This is a genomic window from Streptomyces sp. NBC_01334 (assembly GCF_035983595.1).
In the GTDB taxonomy this organism is placed as follows: domain Bacteria; phylum Actinomycetota; class Actinomycetes; order Streptomycetales; family Streptomycetaceae; genus Streptomyces; species Streptomyces coriariae.
Genome location: NZ_CP130718.1, coordinates 5,487,470 through 5,506,236, shown reverse-complemented (window position 1 = coordinate 5,506,236; position 18,767 = coordinate 5,487,470). Strand labels below are relative to the sequence as shown.

18 protein-coding genes are annotated in these 18,767 nt (G+C 70.4%); 8 read left to right on the top strand and 10 right to left on the bottom strand.

What is annotated here, in order from left to right; translation table 11 throughout:
* Window positions 1-111: 111 nt before the first annotated feature.
* The 3 genes from folB to OG736_RS24705 all read left to right on the top strand — a co-directional run bounded on the left by folB (window position 112) and on the right by OG736_RS24705 (window position 1,637).
* A complete protein-coding gene (gene folB, locus OG736_RS24715) occupies window positions 112-471 on the top strand; it encodes a dihydroneopterin aldolase (protein WP_020132500.1) in 360 nt (119 codons plus the stop codon).
* Window positions 468-1,079 (top strand): 2-amino-4-hydroxy-6-hydroxymethyldihydropteridine diphosphokinase, encoded by a 612-nt coding sequence (folK, locus tag OG736_RS24710; RefSeq protein ID WP_054241751.1) that lies wholly within the window; start codon window positions 468-470, stop codon window positions 1,077-1,079. The genes folB and folK overlap by 4 nt, the downstream gene beginning before the upstream one ends.
* Before the next feature lie 72 nt (window positions 1,080-1,151).
* A complete protein-coding gene (locus OG736_RS24705; protein ID WP_327184377.1) occupies window positions 1,152-1,637 on the top strand; it encodes a DUF3180 domain-containing protein in 486 nt (161 codons plus the stop codon).
* A gap of 26 nt (window positions 1,638-1,663) precedes the next feature.
* On the opposite strand, the gene folE is transcribed toward OG736_RS24705, so the two are convergent.
* The 6 genes from folE to dacB form a co-directional block, all read right to left on the bottom strand.
* Window positions 1,664-2,269 carry a GTP cyclohydrolase I FolE gene (folE, locus tag OG736_RS24700; RefSeq protein WP_327184376.1) on the bottom strand — a complete coding sequence of 202 codons (606 nt, stop codon included), beginning with the start codon at window positions 2,267-2,269 and terminating at the stop codon, window positions 1,664-1,666.
* A gap of 151 nt (window positions 2,270-2,420) precedes the next feature.
* Window positions 2,421-4,460 (bottom strand): ATP-dependent zinc metalloprotease FtsH, encoded by a 2,040-nt coding sequence (ftsH, locus tag OG736_RS24695; protein WP_020132504.1) that lies wholly within the window; start codon window positions 4,458-4,460, stop codon window positions 2,421-2,423.
* 186 nt (window positions 4,461-4,646) lie between these two features.
* Window positions 4,647-5,207: a hypoxanthine phosphoribosyltransferase gene (hpt, locus tag OG736_RS24690; protein WP_093780137.1), complete on the bottom strand. Its 561-nt coding sequence runs from the start codon at window positions 5,205-5,207 to the stop codon at window positions 4,647-4,649.
* Window positions 5,208-5,279: 72 nt separating this feature from the next.
* A complete protein-coding gene (gene tilS, locus OG736_RS24685; RefSeq protein WP_327184375.1) occupies window positions 5,280-6,302 on the bottom strand; it encodes a tRNA lysidine(34) synthetase TilS in 1,023 nt (340 codons plus the stop codon).
* Window positions 6,303-6,494: 192 nt separating this feature from the next.
* A complete protein-coding gene (locus OG736_RS24680; RefSeq protein ID WP_327184374.1) occupies window positions 6,495-7,628 on the bottom strand; it encodes an Rv3626c family coenzyme F420 biosynthesis-associated protein in 1,134 nt (377 codons plus the stop codon).
* A 108-nt stretch (window positions 7,629-7,736) separates the two neighbouring features.
* Window positions 7,737-9,398, bottom strand: coding sequence for a D-alanyl-D-alanine carboxypeptidase/D-alanyl-D-alanine endopeptidase (gene dacB / locus OG736_RS24675; protein ID WP_327184373.1), 1,662 nt, complete (start codon window positions 9,396-9,398; stop codon window positions 7,737-7,739).
* 79 nt (window positions 9,399-9,477) lie between these two features.
* On the opposite strand from dacB, the gene OG736_RS24670 reads away from it, so the two are divergent.
* Window positions 9,478-9,969, top strand: coding sequence for an inorganic diphosphatase (locus OG736_RS24670; RefSeq protein WP_007452023.1), 492 nt, complete (start codon window positions 9,478-9,480; stop codon window positions 9,967-9,969).
* A gap of 114 nt (window positions 9,970-10,083) precedes the next feature.
* A complete protein-coding gene (locus OG736_RS24665) occupies window positions 10,084-11,745 on the top strand; it encodes a threonine/serine exporter family protein (protein WP_327184372.1) in 1,662 nt (553 codons plus the stop codon).
* Between the two features lie 4 nt (window positions 11,746-11,749).
* Here OG736_RS24665 and OG736_RS24660 read toward each other — a convergent pair whose 3' ends face one another.
* A complete protein-coding gene (locus OG736_RS24660; protein ID WP_327184371.1) occupies window positions 11,750-12,730 on the bottom strand; it encodes a DedA family protein in 981 nt (326 codons plus the stop codon).
* Between the two features lie 142 nt (window positions 12,731-12,872).
* Between OG736_RS24660 and OG736_RS24655 the strand changes: the two genes are divergently transcribed.
* The gene (locus OG736_RS24655) at window positions 12,873-13,238 is read left to right on the top strand and encodes a YbjQ family protein (RefSeq protein ID WP_314225696.1); all 366 of its coding nucleotides are present in this window, start codon (window positions 12,873-12,875) and stop codon (window positions 13,236-13,238) included.
* A 127-nt stretch (window positions 13,239-13,365) separates the two neighbouring features.
* On the opposite strand, the gene OG736_RS24650 is transcribed toward OG736_RS24655, so the two are convergent.
* Window positions 13,366-14,127: a MerR family transcriptional regulator gene (locus tag OG736_RS24650; RefSeq protein ID WP_327184370.1), complete on the bottom strand. Its 762-nt coding sequence runs from the start codon at window positions 14,125-14,127 to the stop codon at window positions 13,366-13,368.
* 125 nt (window positions 14,128-14,252) lie between these two features.
* On the opposite strand from OG736_RS24650, the gene OG736_RS24645 reads away from it, so the two are divergent.
* Both OG736_RS24645 and OG736_RS24640 read left to right on the top strand, forming a co-directional pair.
* Entirely contained in the window at window positions 14,253-15,536 is a 1,284-nt protein-coding gene (locus tag OG736_RS24645; RefSeq protein ID WP_327184369.1) for an ion channel protein, read from the top strand.
* Between the two features lie 30 nt (window positions 15,537-15,566).
* Window positions 15,567-16,973 carry a glutamate decarboxylase gene (locus OG736_RS24640; protein ID WP_327184368.1) on the top strand — a complete coding sequence of 469 codons (1,407 nt, stop codon included), beginning with the start codon at window positions 15,567-15,569 and terminating at the stop codon, window positions 16,971-16,973.
* Between the two features lie 21 nt (window positions 16,974-16,994).
* Here the strand turns inward: OG736_RS24640 and OG736_RS24635 are convergent, their stop codons facing one another.
* Both OG736_RS24635 and OG736_RS24630 read right to left on the bottom strand, forming a co-directional pair.
* Window positions 16,995-17,756: an ABC transporter permease gene (locus OG736_RS24635; protein ID WP_327184367.1), complete on the bottom strand. Its 762-nt coding sequence runs from the start codon at window positions 17,754-17,756 to the stop codon at window positions 16,995-16,997.
* Entirely contained in the window at window positions 17,753-18,724 is a 972-nt protein-coding gene (locus OG736_RS24630; RefSeq protein WP_327187700.1) for an ATP-binding cassette domain-containing protein, read from the bottom strand. The genes OG736_RS24635 and OG736_RS24630 overlap by 4 nt, the downstream gene beginning before the upstream one ends.
* Between the last annotated feature and the right edge of the window lie 43 nt (window positions 18,725-18,767).

Genomic DNA, 18,767 nt, shown 5'->3' with positions numbered 1-18,767 from the left:
CGTGGCCGGAGCCCGGGTCTGTCGGTGCTCGCGGGTAGATTCGTTCGAGGCCGGGGTGCCGCCCGCACCCGGACGCACCGGCCGAAACCGACGACTGCAGGAGTGATTCGCGTGGATCGTGTCGCGCTGCGCGGCCTGAAGGCCCGCGGGTACCACGGCGTGTTCCCCAAGGAACGCGAGGAGGGCCAGACCTTCATCGTGGACCTCGTCCTGGGCCTGGACACCCGACCGGCCGCGGCCGACGACGACCTGGCGAAGACCGTCCACTACGGCATCGTGGCGGAGGAGGTCGTCGCCGTCGTCCAGGGCGATCCCGTCGACCTCATCGAGACGCTCGCCGAGCGCATCGCCCAGGCCTGTCTGAAGCACGAAGGGGTCCAGGAGGTCGAGGTCTGCGTCCACAAACCGGACGCGCCGATCACGGTCCCCTTCGACGACGTGACCGTCACCATCATCCGGAGCCGAGTATGACCGCGTTCTTCACCGAGGGTCAGAGCGACCCGACCGTACAGCCGGTACCCGCCTCCGTCGTGGAGAAGGTCGACGCCGCCGACACCACGCTGCACAACCCCCAGCGGGCCGTGATCGCCCTCGGCTCCAACCTGGGCAACCGCCTGGAGACCCTCCAGGGCGCCATCGACGCCCTCGAGGACACCCCGGGCGTACGCATCAAGGCCGTGTCCCCGGTGTACGAGACGGAGCCGTGGGGCGTCGAGCCCGGCAGCCAGCCCTCGTACTTCAACGCGGTGGTCGTGCTGAAGACGACCCTCCCGCCGTCCTCCCTGCTGGAGCGGGCGCACGCGGTCGAGGAGGCCTTCCACCGGGTGCGCGACGAGCGCTGGGGCGCGCGCACGCTCGACGTCGACATCGTCGCGTACGCCGACGTCGTCGACGACGATCCGCACCTCACCCTCCCCCACCCCCGCGCCCATGAACGGGCCTTCGTCCTCGCCCCCTGGTACGACGTGGAGCCCGAGGCCCAACTGCCCGGCCGCGGCACGGTCGCCGGTCTGCTCGACACCGTGACCCGCGAGGGCGTCGCGGCACGCAAGGACCTGGAACTCCACCTGCCCGAGTAGTCGTTAAGGTCGACAGGACCACTGCCCGCGGGATGTCCATGCCCGCGGGCTCGGGGGAGTTGAAGGGACACCGTGAGAGAGCTGCGCATCAGGGTGCTGGCCGGCGTGTTCGGCGTGGCCGCGATCCTGTCCTGGGCCGGAGCCCGCCTGTGGAACTCGATCGGGACCCTCCCCAGCGTCCCGCTGGCCGCGCCCATCGTCCTCGCCCTGATCGCCGTGGTGCTCGTGGCCACCGCACTGTCGCTGCGCGCCCGGCTCAAGGCCCAGCGTGAGCGCCGCCCCGAGGCCAAGGGCGTCGACCCGCTGATGGCGGCCCGCGCGGTCGTGTTCGCCCAGTCCAGCGCCCTGGTGGCCGCCCTCGTCTCCGGCATGTACGGCGGGACGGGCGTCTTCCTGCTGGAGTCCCTGGACATCCCCGCCCGCCGCGACCAGGCCATCTACGCCGGTTTCTCGGTCCTGGCGGGCATCGCGGTCATAGCGGCGGCCATCTTCCTGGAGCGCGTCTGCAAGCTGCCCGAGGACGACGATCACGACAAAGGGGTGGCGTCACCGGCGTGACGCCTCCCGGGTGAGCGCAGGTCCCGTCAGCGCGCCATGATCAGGCTCATCGCCTCGTTGCGCGTCGCCGCGTCCCGCAGCTGTCCCCGCACCGCCGAGGTGATGGTCTTGGCGCCGGGCTTGCGGATGCCCCGCATGGACATGCACATGTGCTCGCACTCGATGACGACGATCACGCCTCGCGGCTCCAGGATCTCCATCAGGGAGTCGGCGATCTGCGTGGTGAGACGTTCCTGCACCTGGGGACGGCGCGCGTAGACGTCCACGAGACGGGCCAGTTTGGACAGGCCGGTGATCTTCCCGGTGGCGGACGGGATGTAGCCGACATGGGCGACACCCCTGAACGGCACCAGATGGTGTTCGCAAGTACTGAACACCTCGATGTCCTTCACGAGCACCATCTCATCGTGTCCGAGGTCGAAGGTGGTCGTCAGCACGTCCTCGGGCTGCTGCCACAACCCCGCGAATATCTCCTTGTACGCCCGCGCCACCCGAGCCGGCGTCTCCCGGAGACCCTCGCGGTCCGGGTCCTCGCCGACCGCGATCAGCAGCTCGCGTACGGCGTTCTCGGCGCGCTTCTCGTCGAACTCGCCGATGGCGCCCTCGCCGTCCAGCGTCACGGGGTCGGTCATGTGGTGCCTCGTTCCTGTGCGGGTCACGCGTGTGGGTCACGCGCCTCATCGCGGCGTGGATGACATCAGACGAAAAATGCCGCGCCCCCCAGGCTAGAACCTGGGGGGCGCGGCATCCATTCCGGGCCTGGTGGGGCTCCCGGGAGCCGGATCAGCTCTCGGGGCGGTCCTCCGGGGCCGGCTCGGTCACCGGGGTGGGCTCCACCGCGGTGGACTTCGCCGTGGAGATCGCCGGCGTCGCGCCGTTGGCGCCGTTCGTCAGTGCGAGCTCCCGGGGGGAGAGCACCGGCGGACGGGTGGACGGCGTGCGCCGCGAGGAACCGGTCCAGGCGGGCCGGGCCGGGCGCTTGACGATGGCGGAGAAGACCTCGGCGATCTGCTCCTTGTTCAGCGTCTCCTTCTCGAGCAGCTGAAGCACCAGGTTGTCGAGGACGTCGCGGTTCTCGACCAGGATCTCCCAGGCCTCGTTGTGCGCCGTCTCGATGAGCTTCTTGACTTCCTCGTCCACCAGCGCGGCGACCTCTTCCGAGTAGTCGCGCTGGTGAGCCATCTCACGGCCGAGGAACGGCTCGGTGTTGTCGCCGCCGAACTTGATCGCGCCCAGTCGCTCGGTCATGCCGTACTGGGTGACCATCGCGCGGGCCGTGGCGGTGGCCTTCTCGATGTCGTTCGCGGCGCCGGTGGTCGGGTCGTGGAAGACCAGTTCCTCGGCAGCGCGACCGCCCAGCATGTAGGCCAGCTGGTCGAGCATCTCGTTGCGCGTGGTCGAGTACTTGTCCTCGTCCGGCAGGACCATCGTGTAGCCGAGGGCCCGTCCGCGCGACAGGATCGTGATCTTGTGGACCGGGTCGGAGTTCGGGGAGGCCGCCGCGACCAGGGCGTGTCCGCCCTCGTGGTACGCGGTGATCTTCTTTTCCTTGTCCGACATGATCCGGGTCCGCTTCTGCGGGCCCGCCACGACGCGGTCGATGGCCTCGTCCAGCGAGTGGTTGTCGATGAGCTTCTTGTCGCTGCGCGCCGTGAGGAGCGCCGCTTCGTTCAGCACGTTCGACAGGTCCGCGCCGGTGAAGCCCGGGGTACGGCGGGCGACGGCCGACAGGTCGACGTCCGGAGCGACCGGCTTGCCCTTCTGGTGAACCTTGAGGATCTCCAGACGGCCCTGCATGTCCGGACGGTCGACCGCGATCTGGCGGTCGAAGCGGCCGGGACGCAGCAGCGCGGGGTCGAGGATGTCGGGACGGTTCGTGGCGGCGATGAGGATCACGCCACCCTTCACGTCGAAGCCGTCCATCTCGACGAGCAGCTGGTTCAGCGTCTGCTCGCGCTCGTCGTGGCCACCGCCGAGGCCGGCGCCGCGATGGCGGCCGACCGCGTCGATCTCGTCGACGAAGACGATCGCCGGGGCGTTCGCCTTGGCCTGCTCGAAGAGGTCACGGACCCGGGAGGCACCGACACCGACGAACATCTCGACGAAGTCGGAACCGGAGATCGAGTAGAAGGGAACGCCCGCCTCGCCGGCGACGGCGCGCGCGAGGAGCGTCTTGCCGGTACCGGGCGGGCCGTACAGGAGTACGCCCTTGGGGATCTTGGCGCCGACGGCCTGGAACTTCGCCGGTTCCTGGAGGAACTCCTTGATCTCGTGGAGTTCCTCGACGGCCTCGTCCGAGCCCGCGACGTCGGCGAAGGTCGTCTTCGGGGTGTCCTTGGTGATGAGCTTGGCCTTGGACTTCCCGAAGTTCATGACTCGGGAGCCGCCGCCCTGCATCTGATTCATCAGGAACAGGAAGACGACCACGATGAGGACGAAGGGGAGCAGGGACAGCAGGATCCCGACGAAGGCGTTCTGCTTCGTCGGCGAGACTGTGTATCCGTCCGGGATCTGCTTGTCCTGGTACTTGGTCTGCAGCGTGTTGGCAATGGTCACGCCTTGGTCGCCGATGTAGCTCGCCTGGATCTTCGAGCTGTCCTTGACCTTTTCGCCGTCCTTGAGCGTGACCTTGATGGTCTGCTCGTCACCGGTGGTGAGCTTGGCCGACTCGACCTTGTTGTCGTTGATCGCTGCAATGACCTGGCCGGTGTCCACCGTCTTGTAGCCGCCGGACGAGCCGACGACCTGCATCAACACGACCACGGCAAGGACGGCCAGCACGATCCACATGACCGGCCCACGGAAGTATCGCTTCACGTCCATCCATACGGAGCGGTGTCGCCCCGTCCCTCCTGCCATAGTGAGTTTGATAAGACAGTTCTTCTGACGGTACCCCAGCTTTGTCGCGCGGAGCCGCACGGGACGGCTGGCGCACCCGTCTGCATGCTCCAACGGCGAAAGGCCCGCCGAGGTTCCCGATCTTCGTACGGGGCTTGGGCCCTTCGGGTTTCAGCCGCCGTAGACGTGGGGCGCGAGCGTACCGACGAACGGGAGGTTGCGGTACTTCTCGGCGTAGTCGAGGCCGTAGCCGACGACGAACTCGTTGGGGATGTCGAAGCCGACCCACTCGACGTCGATGGCTACCTTGGCGGCCTCGGGCTTGCGCAGCAGCGTGCACACCTTGAGGGAGGCGGGCTCGCGCGAGCCGAGGTTGGAGAGCAGCCAGGACAGGGTCAGGCCGGAGTCGATGATGTCCTCGACGATCAGGACGTGCTTGCCCTTGATGTCGGTGTCGAGGTCCTTGAGGATCCGCACCACTCCGGAGGACTGGGTGCCCGCGCCGTAGGACGACACGGCCATCCAGTCCATGGTGACGGGGGTGGACAGGGCTCGGGCGAGGTCGGCCATGACCATCACGGCGCCCTTGAGGACACCGACGATGAGCAGGTCCTTGCCCGCGTACTCCGCGTCGATCTTCGCGGCCAGCTCTACCAGCTTCGCGTCGATCTCTTCCTTGGTGATGAGCACCTCTTTGAGGTCGGTGCCCATGTCTTTCGCGTCCACCCGCATCACTTTCGGTTGTCCCACCGGCCACCGGGACCGCCCACGACCACGTAAGCGGTCCTGCCGGAGGGCCCGGATTCAGCCTTGCCGAATCACCAGTCTGCCACCCTGGCGCTGGGCGACGACTTTGCCGGGGAGATTGATGACCCCCTGGCCGCGCCAACCGGTGATCAGCCGGTCGACCTCCTCGATGTGCCGGGCGAAGAGGGAACCGGCCGGAGCACCCGCCTCGATGGCGGCGCGGCGCAGGATCCGACGGCGTACGGCGGGCGGCAGGGCGTAGAGCTTGGCGCACTCCAGCAGACCGGCGGCGTCCCGTACGGAGGCCTCGGCCTGGCCCGCCCAGGCGTCGAGGGCGTCGGCGTCGTCGCGGGAGAGCTGGGCCGTACGGGCGAGCGCCTCGACGACGCCCTTGCCGAGGGCCTTCTCCAGGGCGGGCAGCCCCTCGTGGCGCAGCCGGGAGCGGGTGTAGGCCGGGTCGGCGTTGTGCGGGTCGTCCCAGACGGGCAGGGACTGGACCATGCAGGCCTTGCGGGCGGTCTGCCGGTCGAGCTGGAGGAAGGGGCGGCGATAGCGGCCGTCGGCCCCCGAGACCGCCGCCATCCCGGACAGCGAGCGGATGCCGGAGCCGCGTGCGAGGCCGAGCAGGACGGTTTCGGCCTGGTCGTCGCGGGTGTGGCCGAGCAGGATCGCGGCGGCGCCGTGGCGGACGGCGGCGGCGTCGAGGGCGGCGTAGCGCGCGTCGCGGGCCGCGGCCTCGGGCCCGCCTTCGCGGCCGACGGTCACGGCCGTGGCCTCCACGGGATCGAGGCCGAGTTCGCGCAGGCGCAGGACGACTTCCTCGGCGCGCAGGTCGGAGCCGGGCTGGAGGCCGTGGTCGACGGTGACACCGCCGGCCCGGATGCCGAGCCGGGGCGCCTCGAACGCGAGGGCGGAGGCGAGCGCCATGGAGTCGGCGCCACCGGAGCACGCCACGAGCACGAGCGGCGGTGCCGGTCGCTCGTGGGAGCCCGTCTCGGGGGTGGGGTGGTCGTTGAGGATGTCGTGGAGTACGCGGCGGACCGCCAGGCGTATCGCCGCGACCGCAGGATGGGGACCCACTGTCCGGTTCCCTTCATGAAGTTGTCGGGGGTGAACCCGAGGTTCGGTCACGCAGAGTGTGTAGATGGTGACAGAACCGGGCCGTTCCCCGAGCATTGCACGCCTGCCCAGGGCTCACGGTCCCTCGGACGGGTGATTGAAGGGGCGTTCGCCTGCCGTCGGCCGGATTCGTTCATCGCCGTTCCGGCGGGTTCATGACTCGGTCTTGCGGTGCACTCGCGTGACCCATTCCGCCGGCTTGGCGATCTCGGCCTTGGTCGGAAGTGTGTTCGGGGAGGTCCATACGCGGTTGAAGCCGTCCATGCCCACCTGGTCGACGACGGCCCGTACGAAGCGCTCGCCGTCCCGGTACTGCTTGAGCTTGGCGTCCAGGCCCAGCAACTTCCGCAGGGCGATGTCCAGTCGGGAGGCGCCCTTGGCGCGGCGCTGCTGGAACTTCTCGCGGATCTCGGCGACGGACGCCACGACTTCCGGGCCCACTCCGTCCATGACGAAGTCGGCGTGTCCCTCCAGGAGGGACATCACGGCGGTGAGGCGGGCGAGGATCTCCCGCTGGGCGGGCGTCTGCACCAGCTCGACCAGGGAACGGCCGCCGTCGTCCTCCTCGCCCTCGGGCCGGCCGCCGGAGAGGGACTGGGCCGCTTCCCTGACCCGCTCCAGGAACGTCATGGGGTCGACGTCGGTCTCGCCCAAGAACGACTGGATTTCGCCCTCGAGGTGGTCCCGCAGCCAGGGCACGGCCGAGAACTGGGTGCGGTGGGTCTCCTCGTGGAGGCACACCCACAGCCGGAAGTCGTGGGGCTCCACGTCGAGTTCGCGTTCCACGTGAACGATGTTCGGCGCGACGAGCAGCAGTCGGCCGCCGCCGTTGGCCCCGGCGGGGAGCGCGCGGGTGGCGGGGGCGAAGGTCTCGTACTGGCCGAGGACCCGCGAGGACAGGAAGGACAGCAGCATGCCCAGTTCGACACCGGTGACCTTGCCGCCGACGGCGCCGAGGACCGCGCCGCCGGGGGTGTTGCCGCGCCGTTCCTGCATCTTGTCGAGGAGCGGTTTGAGGATCTCGCGGAAGCCCGCCACGTTCGCCGCCACCCAGCCCGGGCGGTCGACGACGAGGACCGGCGTGTCGTGGATGTCCTCGGTGCCCATACGAGTGAAGCCCCGGACGTGTCCCTCCGAGGCCTTGGCGTGTCGGCGCAGTTCCGCGACGACGGCTCGCGCCTCGTCGCGGCTGACCTCGGGCCCCGGCCGCACGAGCCGGGTCGCGGTCGCCACCGCGAGATTCCAGTCGACCATCCCCGAAGAAGCAGCGCCACCGATGCTCGTCATGCGTCAACCGTACGTGAGCGCCGCCGTCGGGGGCAGGCCGCAGGAGACCGGTCAGGGAGATGTCGGGGTCGGGGCCGGGGGCGGCTCGGGGGTGCCGGGCCGCGCCGCTCAGCGGCAGCCGCACCCCGCCAGTGCCGTCGCCGCCCGGTCCAGCGCCACCTGGGCCGCCGCCGGGTCGGTCGTGCCGGCGGCCAGGAGGGCGAACGCGAGGAGGCGGCCGTCCTGGTCGACGACCGTGCCGGCGAGGGTGTTCACACCGGTCAGGGTGCCGGTCTTGGCGCGCACGACGCCGGCCGCGCCCTCCGTGTAGCGGCTGGTGAGGGTGCCGGTGAAACCGGCGACGGGAAGGCCGGTGAGGACGGGGCGCAGGTCGGGCCGGCCGGCGTCGCCGGCCTTGACCAGGAGGGCGGTCAGGAGGTTCGCCGTGAGCCGGTCCTCGCGGTCGAGACCGCTGCCGTCCTTGATCCGGACGCCGGTCAACGGCAGTCCGAGCTTCTTCAGTTGTGCCCGGACGGCCTTGCCGGCGCCGGCGAAGTCGGCGCGGACACCGGTCGCGACGGCGGTCTGGCGGGCGAGGGCCTCGGCGATGTCGTTGTCGCTGTTGGTCAGCATCCGTTCGACCAGGACGGACAGCGGGGGCGAGGAGACCGTGGCGAGGGTCGTCGCGCGCGTGGTGGCCTTGGACGGTCCGGGGGCCGAGGTCTTGATGCCGGCGGCCTTCAGGAACTCGGCGAACTTGCGGGTCGCGTCGGCCGCCGGGTCGCTCACGCGGGTCGTCGGGCCGCTGGTGGAGTCGTCGGTGCGGCCCTCGTCGGCGGACAGGGCGGTGACGGCGGCGAGGTTGGGGTTGACCCCGATGGGGTGAACCTGGGTTCCGGCGAACAGCGTCGTGTCGTACGAGAGCGTCACCTGGGTGAGGCCGCGCTTCTTCAGGGCGGCCGCCGTGGAAGCGGCGAGGCTGCGCAGGTCGGCCCAGCCCTCGGCGTCCGCGCGGGCCGTGAGGGTGGGGTCGCCGCCGCCGACGAGGACGACTTCCCTGGTGTCGGGTTCCAACGCGGCGCGGGTGGTGAGGCGGCGCTCTCCGCCCATCGCGGAGAGCGCGGCGACCGCGGTGGCGATCTTCGTCGTGGACGCCGGGGTCAGCGCCTCGTCGGCCCCGGAGCCGTACAGCCGCTTGCCGGTGGCCACGTCGACGACCACGGCGGTCCGCCGGGCACCGAGGGCCGGATCGCCCAGGAGGGGGTCCAGGACGCCCGAGAGGCCCGTGCCGGTCGGAAGGGCGTCCGGGGCGGACTTCACGGTGTTGGTGGCGCCACCGAGGCCCGCGAGGACGGAGGCGGCGCTCGGCGCGGGCCGCGGCGCTCCGGCGGCCGTGTCGGAGGTATCGGACGAATCGTCCGGACGGCCGTGATCTGTGCCACCCGGCTGTTCCAGGGCGGCGGCCCGGTCCCGCTCGGCCGTACGCTGACCGGTGGAGTCCCAGGGGCCGGCGGCGGTCACCACACCGGCGGCCAGCGCCAGCCCGGCGGTCGCCGCACCCGCGGTGTACTGCCACGACCTGGTGTTCGGACCGGCCTTCGTGATCCGCTCGAGCTGCGGCTTGGCCGCCTGTGTGAGCCGTGCGACCTGCGGCTTCGCGGCCGCCGCCACACGTGCGAGACGAGGCCTTACGATCCCTGCGGCCCGTGCCAGACGCGGTCGAACGGCGTCCGTGACCCGCACCACGTGCGGTCTCACGGCCCGCCAAGGCCTCAGCTCTGGCACGAACACCAGCCCCTTTCGCGATCACACTGCGGCGTGAGGGACACTTAACCACCAGAACTATGTGCTGATCATGGAGGAGCCACCGGTGGAGTTCGACGTCACGATCGAGATCCCGAAGGGTTCGCGGAACAAGTACGAGGTGGACCACGAGACCGGTCGGATCCGCCTGGACCGTCGACTCTTCACCTCGACCGCCTACCCGACCGACTACGGATTCGTCGAGAACACTCTCGGCGAGGACGGTGACCCGCTGGACGCGCTGGTCATCCTGGACGAGCCGACGTTCCCGGGCTGTCTGATCCGCTGCCGCGCGATCGGCATGTTCCGGATGACGGACGAGGCCGGCGGCGACGACAAGCTGCTGTGCGTCCCGTCGACCGACCCGCGCGTGGAGCACCTGCGGGACATCCACCACGTGTCGGAGTTCGACCGTCTGGAGATCCAGCACTTCTTCGAGGTCTACAAGGACCTGGAGCCCGGCAAGTCCGTCGAGGGCGCCGACTGGGTGGGCCGCACCGACGCCGAGGCCGAGATCGAGCGGTCCTACAAGCGTTTCAAGGACCAGGGCGGCCACTGAGGTCTCTGTCGCCTGATGCCGTCGGAAGGGTCGCACGCGTACGCGTGCGACCCTTCCGCGCGTCTGTGCGCATACTGAGGCCTACGGAAGGTGTCGTTCAGGGAGCGTTGCTGAGTGTCGGAGGCGGAGGACCGCAAACCGCAGTCGGACGAGGCGAGGAGTGGCTTCGACCCCGAGATCACGTCCGAGTTCGCGATCCCGGCGGGGCTCGCCGTCCCCAGAACCGGCGGTGAGCCGGAGACCACGTCGGAGTTCGCCGTCCCGAGCGGCTTGGACGTGGGCTCGCCCGCCGCCGCGGAGGGCGAGGGATCGGCGTTCAGCCTGCCGAGCACGTACAGCGCCCGGCAGGCCCCGTCGGCCTTCACGCCGGCCGAAGGCGTGCCGGTGGTGAGTCTGATCAAGGACCTGCCCTGGCAGGACCGGATGCGCACGATGCTGCGGATGCCGGTGGCCGACCGGCCCGCGCCGGAGCCGGGGCCGAAGGCGGAGGAGGGCGGCCCGGCCGTCCCGCGCGTGCTCGACCTGACGTTGCGTATCGGTGAGCTGCTGCTCGCGGGCGGGGAGGGCGCCGAGGACGTGGAGGCGGCGATGTTCGCGGTCTGCCGCTCCTACGGGCTCGACCGCTGCGAACCGAACGTCACCTTCACGCTGCTGTCGATCTCGTACCAGCCGTCCCTGGTGGAGGACCCGGTGACGGCGTCCCGGACGGTCCGTCGCCGGGGCACCGACTACACGCGCCTGGCGGCCGTCTTCCGGCTCGTGGACGACCTGAGCGACCCGGAGAGCCATCTCTCCCTGGAAGAGGCCTACCGGCGGCTCGCGGAGATGCGCCGCAACCGGCATCCGTACCCCACCTGGGTGCTGACCTCGGCGAGCGGGCTGCTCGCGGGCGCGGCCTCGGTGCTGGTCGGCGGCGACCTCGTCGTGTTCGTGGCGGCGGCGCTCGGCGCGATGCTCGGCGACCGGCTGGCGTGGCTCTGCGCGGGGCGCGGGCTGCCGGAGTTCTACCAGTTCCTGGTCGCCGCGATGCCGCCGGCCGCGATAGGCATCGCGCTGACGCTGGCGCACGTCGAGGTGAAGGCGTCCGCGGTGATCACCGGTGGGCTGTTCGCGCTGCTGCCCGGACGGGCGCTGGTGGCGGGCGTCCAGGACGGCCTGACCGGTTTCTACATCACCGCTGCCGCGCGCCTGCTGGAGGTCATGTACTTCTTCGTGGGCATCGTGGCGGGCGTGCTGGTGATGCTCTACGTCGGTGTGCAGCTCGGCGCGCATCTCAATCCCGACGCGGCCCTGGGCATCACCGAGCGGCCGCTGTGGCAGATCGGCGCGTCGATGCTGCTGTCGTTGACCTTCGCGGTGCTGCTTCAGCAGGAACGATCCACCGTGCTGGCCGTCACCCTGAACGGCGGTGTGGCGTGGTCGGTCTACGGCGCGATGCACTACGCCGGGGAGATCTCGCCGGTCGCCTCCACGGCCGTCGCGGCGGGTGTGGTGGGCCTGTTCGGGCAGTTGCTGTCGCGCTACCGGTTCGCTTCCGCCCTGCCGTACACGACCGCCGCGATCGGGCCCCTGCTACCGGGATCGGCGACCTACTTCGGGCTGCTGGCCATCGCGCAGAACGAGGTGGACGCGGGGCTGGTGTCGATCACCAAGGCCGCGGCACTGGCGATGGCCATCGCGATCGGCGTGAACCTCGGGTCCGAGATCTCGCGGCTGTTCCTGCGGATCGGCTCCGCCGAGAAGCGGCGGGCCGCCAAGCGGACGCGGGGCTTCTGAGCCTCTAGTAGCCCTGGTTGTCGTAGGGGTACTGGCCGTTCTGCTGAGCGCCGTACTGCTGCTGCTGGGGCTGCTGTCGGGGCTGCTGCTGCCAGTCCTGGGGGTACTGCTGCTGTTGCGGGTACGGCTGCTGCTGGGGGTACTGCTGCTGACCGTAGTAGTCGTGCTGTTCGGCCTGGCCCTGGTTCTGGCCCTGGTTCTGACCGTGGCCCTGGTTCTGACCCTGGTTGCCGTACGGGTACTGCTGGTCGTGCTGGTCGATCCGGCGGAGCTGGGTCGTCGCGTCGTCCATGACCGGGGGCTGCTGCTGGTGGGGCCGGTGCTGCTGCCCGGGAGCCTGCGACGGGGTCTGCTGCGGGTTCTTCTTGGCCTTCGAGCGGGCCCGCAGGAACTCGATGATGATCGGGACCACGGAGACGAGGACGATCAGGATGAGGATCGCTTCGATGTTCTTCTTGACGAAGTCGATGTTGCCCAGCCAGGAGCCGAGCAGGGTGACGCCCGCGCCCCACAGGACACCGCCGATGACGTTGAAGATCAGGAAGGAGCGGTACCGCATGCCGCTGACGCCGGCGATGATCGGCGTGAAGGTGCGCACGATGGGCACGAAGCGGGCCAGGACCAGGGACTTCGGGCCGTACTTCTCGAAGAACTCGTGCGCCTTGGTGACGTTCTCCTGCTTGAAGAGCCGGGAGTCCGGTCGGTTGAAGAGCGACGGCCCGACCTTCTTGCCGAACATGTAACCCGCCTGGTCGCCCAGGATCGCGGCGACGCAGATCAGCGCGACCGCGCCCCACAGCGGGAAGTCCAGCTGGTTCGACGTGATCAGCAGGCCGGCGGTGAACAGCAGGGAGTCACCGGGCAGGAAGAACCCGATCAGCAGGCCGGACTCCGCGAAGACGATGAGCAACAGGCCCCAGAGACCGAAGTTGTCGAGCAGGTAATTGGGGTCCAGCCAGCTCGGTCCGAGGGCGATCGTCGTCACGGTTCCGGGCTCCTGATGGGTGGGGGAAGGGTACGGCGTCCATGGTGCAGCCGCACAAAGCTATCAACGCAATGTGTCCGCCCCAGGTTCCACGGATGTCTCCGGGATGCACTGTGGGCCCGCTGGGACGAAGCTGTGAGCCATGGGCATCGAAGACTACGGCGGCGGGCAGGGCCCCGAGCCGGACGTACTGGTCGTCACCACGAACGACGTATCCGGTTTCCGGGTGGAGAAGGTCATCGGCGAGGTCTTCGGGCTGACCGTGCGCTCACGGCACCTGGGCAGCCAGATCGGCGCGGGCCTCAAGTCGATGATCGGCGGTGAGCTCAAGGGCCTGACGAAGACCCTCGTCGAGACCCGCAACCAGGCCATGGAACGCCTCGTCGAGCAGGCACGCGCGCGTGGAGCCAACGGCGTGCTGATGTTCCGCTTCGACGTGACGGAGGCGGCGGAGGTGGGCACCGAGGTGTGCGCGTACGGAACCGCGGTGGTGCTGGTCCGGGAGTAGGCGGTGCCGGTCCGGGAGCGGCCCCCGAGCCCTCGAGCTCCCGGGCGCCCGGACCAGGACCCGATGCGCCGTCACCCGCACGCCGCCTCAAGGCGCCTTGCGGCGGCCTGTGCCGCCCTACGCCGCCCTACGCCGTGTGCCGGGCCGCGTTCGCCGTGATCGCCTCCCTGAGGTGCTCGGCGAGGCCCGGGCGCATCGCGTCGTAGAACGCCTTGAAGCGCTCGTCGGAGACGTACATCTCCCCCAGACAGCGGTGCGTCTCGTACGAGCAGTCGTAGAACCACTTACTGATGTGCTGCCGGTGTTCCTCGGCCATGTTCATGGCCGCGTCGCCGACCGACGGCTCTCCGGCGGCCATCAGGTCCGTGTAGCGCTCGCTCCAGTCGTCGACCTCGGCCTGGAGACGCTTCCAGTCGTCCTTCGTGTAGCGGGCGGCGCGGCGCTGCGACTCCGCGTAGGCCTCGGTGCCGCCCCAGCGCTGCTCCGCCTCTTCGGCGTACCGCTCCGGGTCCTTGTCGCCGAAGACCTCGAACCGTTCCTCGGGTGTGAGGTTGATGCCCATCTCGCGTGCCTCCATCGCGTGTTCCACGGCCGCGGCCATCTTCTGCAGCTGCTCGATCCGGGCGGTCAGCAGTTCGTGCTGCCGGCGCAGGTGCGCGCGCGGGTCGGCCGCCGGATCGTCGAGCAGGGCCGCGACGTCCTCGAGCGGGAAGCCGAGCTCGCGGTAGAACAGGATCCGCTGGAGCCGGTCGAGGTCGGCGTCGTCGTAGCGCCGATGGCCCGCGTGGCTGCGCCCGCCGGGGACGAGCAGGCCGATGTCGTCGTAGTGGTGCAGCGTGCGCACCGTGACACCGGCGAATCCGGCGACCTGTCCTACGGAGTAGCTCACTTCGTCCGCTCCCTTCTCGTACGCGCTCCACGGTGCGTCCTCACGCCGCGTGAGGTGCAAGGGGATTCCGCCTCGTCCGCCACCGCCCGGATGTCATGTCCGGTTTGCCCGCTTATCGTGAGCCCGTGGCCCAGGACACCGCACAGCAGCCGCCCAGCGTTCCGGCGACCCCGGCACGCGTCCTGCTGCCGTCGATCCTGCCCGCCCTCGCCATCGGAGTGCTGGCGAGCCTGATGCTCCTGCTGGTGGAGGGTGCGGCCGAGCAACTCCAGCACGTGCTGTGGCAGAACCTCCCGGACGCGCTGGGCGTGGGCCGGTACTCCGTGCTCTGGATGATGGTCATGCTCACCATGACGGGCGTGCTGGTGGGGCTGGTGGTGTGGAAGGTGCCGGGGCACGCCGGTCCCGACCCGGCCACGATGGGGCTGGACGCGCGCGTGCTTCCGCCGGTGGTCCTCCCCGGGCTGCTGGTGGCGACCGCGCTGATGCTGGCGGGCGGACCCAGCCTGGGCCCGGAGAACCCGATCATCGCCGTGAACGTGGCGGTCGTCTTCTGGCTGGGCCACCGGTTCCGGCCGCAGGCGCCGGGCGCGGTGTGGGTGATGCTCGCGGAGGCGGCGACCATCGGCGCGCTGTTCGGTACGCCGGTGGCGGCGGCGCTGCTGATCTCCGAGGCGCTGGCGGGGCGGCAGACCAAGGGGCCGCTGTGGGACAGCGTCTTCACACCGCTGGTCGCCGCCGCGGCCGGCGCGATGACGACCACCTTGGTGGCCCATCCGAGCTTCGACATGCACCTGCCCCCGTTCGGACAGCCCGGTTGGGACGACCTGCTGGCGGCGATCGTGGTCGCGTCGGCGGGCGCGGTGCTCGGCATGTGCGGCGTGTACGCCTTCCCGTACCTGCACGGCGCCTTCGCGCGGCTGCGGCACCCGATGCTGATCCTCCCGGCCGGCGGGGTCGTGCTGGGGCTGCTGGCGGCCCTGGGCGGCCATCTGACGCTCTTCAAGGGGCTGGACGAGGTCGCGGAGCTCGCCGCCGACCCCGACGGCTGGACGGCCGGGCAGTTCGCCACGATGACGGTGGTGAAGATGGCCGCGCTGGTCGTCGCCGCGACCTCCGGATTCCGGGGCGGGCGGATCTTCCCTGCCGTGTTCGTGGGCTCCGCCCTCGGTCTCACCGCCCATGCGCTCGTGCCGGGCGTCCATCCGGCGGTGGGCGTGGCCACCGGCGTGCTGGGCATCCTCCTGGCCATCACCCGGCAGGGCTGGGTGAGCCTTTTCGTCGCCGCCGTCCTGGTCGCCTCGCCGTCGATCATCGCCCTGCTCTGCATCGCCTCGCTGCCGGCCTGGCTGCTGGTGACGGGACGGCCGCAGATGCAGTTGCGCGCGGACGGAACTTCGGTCCGCTGACACCCGTTCGATCCATCAGGAGGCACTCCCATGGCGTTGCACAAGGGTCCCCAGAAGTCCGACGAGCGTCCCCTGTCCGTGAACCCCTTCTACGGTGAGGCCGATCCGGTCAGCGGCATGATCGAGGCGCCGCCCAAGCACCGGCTGCCGGACGGCCCGACGCCACCGTCGGCGGCGTACCAGCTGGTGCACGACGAGCTGATGCTGGACGGCAATTCACGGCTCAACCTGGCCACCTTCGTCACCACCTGGATGGAGCCGCAGGCCGGCATCCTGATGGCGGAGTGCCGGGACAAGAACATGATCGACAAGGACGAGTACCCGCGCACCGCGGAACTGGAGCGGCGCTGCGTGGCGATGCTCGCCGACCTGTGGAACGCGCCCGACCCGTCGGCGGCCGTGGGCTGTTCGACGACCGGGTCGAGCGAGGCGTGCATGCTCGCCGGGATGGCGATGAAGCGGCGGTGGGCGCAGCGCAACGCCGACCGCTACCCGGGTGCCCGGCCCAACCTCGTGATGGGCGTCAACGTCCAGGTCTGTTGGGACAAGTTCTGCAACTTCTGGGAGGTGGAGGCCCGCCTGGTTCCCATGGAGGGCGAGCGCTTCCACCTCGATCCGCAGGCCGCGGCCGAGCTGTGCGACGAGAACACCATCGGCGTCGTCGGCATCCTCGGCTCCACCTTCGACGGCTCCTACGAACCGATCGCGGATCTCTGCGCTGCCCTCGACGCCCTTGAGGAGCGCACCGGACTCGACATCCCGGTGCATGTGGACGGCGCGTCCGGCGCGATGATCGCCCCCTTCCTCGACGAGGACCTGGTGTGGGACTTCCGCCTCCCGAGGGTGACCTCGATCAACACCTCAGGGCACAAGTACGGGCTGGTGTACCCGGGCGTCGGCTGGGCGCTGTGGCGGGACAAGGATGCCCTGCCGGAGGAGCTGGTCTTCCGGGTGAACTACCTGGGCGGCGACATGCCGACCTTCGCCCTCAACTTCTCCCGGCCGGGCGCCCAGGTCGTCGCGCAGTACTACACGCTGCTGCGGCTGGGCCGCGCGGGCTTTCGGGCGGTGCAGCAGACCACGCGGGACGTGGCCCGGGGCATCGCCGAGCGGGTGGAGGCGCTCGGCGACTTCCGGCTCCTCACCCGGGGCGACGAGCTGCCGGTGTTCGCCTTCACGACGGCCCCGGGCGTGGACTCGTACGACGTCTTCGACGTGTCACGGCGGCTGCGCGAGAGCGGCTGGCTGGTGCCCGCGTACACGTTCCCGCCGAACCGGGAGGACCTGTCCGTCCTGCGGGTCGTGTGCAGAAACGGCTTCTCGGAGGACCTCGCCGACATGTTCGTGGAGGACCTGTCCCGGCTGCTGCCCGAGCTCCGCCGGCAGTCGGCGCCGCGGACCCGGGACAAGACCGCGGCGACCGGGTTCCACCACTAGGGCCTGCCCGGGCCACCCCGCTCAGTGGCTCATGCGGGCGAACTTCCGGACTGCCAGGGGGAAGAAGACCGCCAGCAGGGCCAGGGGCCAGGCGGTGGCCGCCCACAGGTGGGCCGGATCGGCGCCCAGGCCGCCGAACAGGTCGCGTACCGCGGTCGCCGTCCGGGACATCGGGTTCCACTCGACGGCGGTGCCCAGCCAGCCGGGCATCGCGGCGGGGGCGGCGAGGGCGTTGGAGAGGAAGCCGACCGGCCAGACCAGGATCTGCACGGCCTGCACCATCTCCGGTTTGCCGGCCACCAGCGCCAGATGGATGCCGATCCACAGCATCGCGAAGCGGAAGAGGAGGAGCAGGCCCACCGCGGCCAGGAAGGCGCCCGGCCCGCCCTGGGGCCGCCAGCCGAGCGCGAGGCCGACGACGATCAGCACCGCCAGGCCCACGGCCGACTGGAGCATGTCGGCCGCCGAACGGCCCACCAGGACCGCGCCGTCGGCCATCGGCATGGCGCGGAACCGGTCGATGACACCCTTGTTGAGATCCTGGGTGACGGCGAGCATCGTGCCCTCCAGGCCGAAGGCCATGGTGAGCGCGAGCATGCCGGGCATCAGGTAGTCGAGGTAGTCGCCGCTCACCCCGCGGCCGCCGCCGACCAGGTAGCCGAACATCAGCAGCAGCATCACGGGGAAGACGAGCCCGACGACCAGGCGGCCCGGCTGCCGTGCCCAGTGGGCGAGTTCACGCCGGGTCATGGTCCAGGAATCGGTCAGCGCGTACGTACTCACACGGTCTCCTTCGTACGGTCGTCCTGCCCGGTCAGGTGCAGGAACACCTCGTCCAGCGTGGGGCGGCGCAGGGCCACGTCCTCCGCCTCGACGCCGGCCTCCTCCAGGGCGCGGACGACGGCGGAGAGGGCGGCCATACGGTCGGTGACCGGGGCACTGAGCAGGCGGCGGTCGGGGTCGACGGTGACGTCCTCCTTGGGCAGGGGCAGCAGTGCGAGGGCCGCGCCCAGCAGGCCCGCGTCGCGCAGGACGACGTCGATGCGGTCGCCGCCGGTCAGCGCCTTCAGCTCGTCCGCCGTGCCGTCGGCGATCACGCGGCCCCGGTCGACGACGGAGATCCGGTCGGCGAGCTGGTCGGCCTCCTCCAGGTACTGGGTGGTGAGCACGACCGTCGTGCCGCCGCCGACCAGCGAGCGGACCGCGGACCACACCTCGGCGCGCCCGCGCGGGTCGAGGCCGGTGGTCGGCTCGTCCAGGAAGAGCACCTCCGGGTCGGTGCCGTGCCGGTTCCCGATGAGGGAGGCGGCCAGGTCGAGCCGGCGGCGCATGCCTCCGCTGTAGGCGCGGACCGGCTTGCGGCCGGTGGCGGTGAGGTCGAAGCGCTCCAGGAGTTCGTCGGCGCGCACGCGCGCGTGGCGGGCGCCCAGGTGGTGGAGGCGGCCGAACATCTCCAGGTTCTGACGGCCGCCCAGCTCCTCGTCGAGGGCGGCGTGCTGGCCGAGCAGTCCGATGCGCAGGCGGACCTCCCTGGCCTGGCGCACGACGTCGTGGCCGGCCACCTCGACGCGTCCGGAGTCCGGCCGCAGCAGCGTGGACAGGATCCTGACCAGGGTCGTCTTGCCCGCGCCGTTCGGCCCGAGTACCCCGTGCACGGTGCCGCGGGCCACCGTGAGGTCGAGCCCGTCCAGTGCCTGTGTGTCGCCGTACCTCTTGCGTACGCCTTCGACCGTGATCGCCGTGTCGGCCACGAAAGTCCCCCAACCCATCCGCTAATCAAACTTGACTACTGAG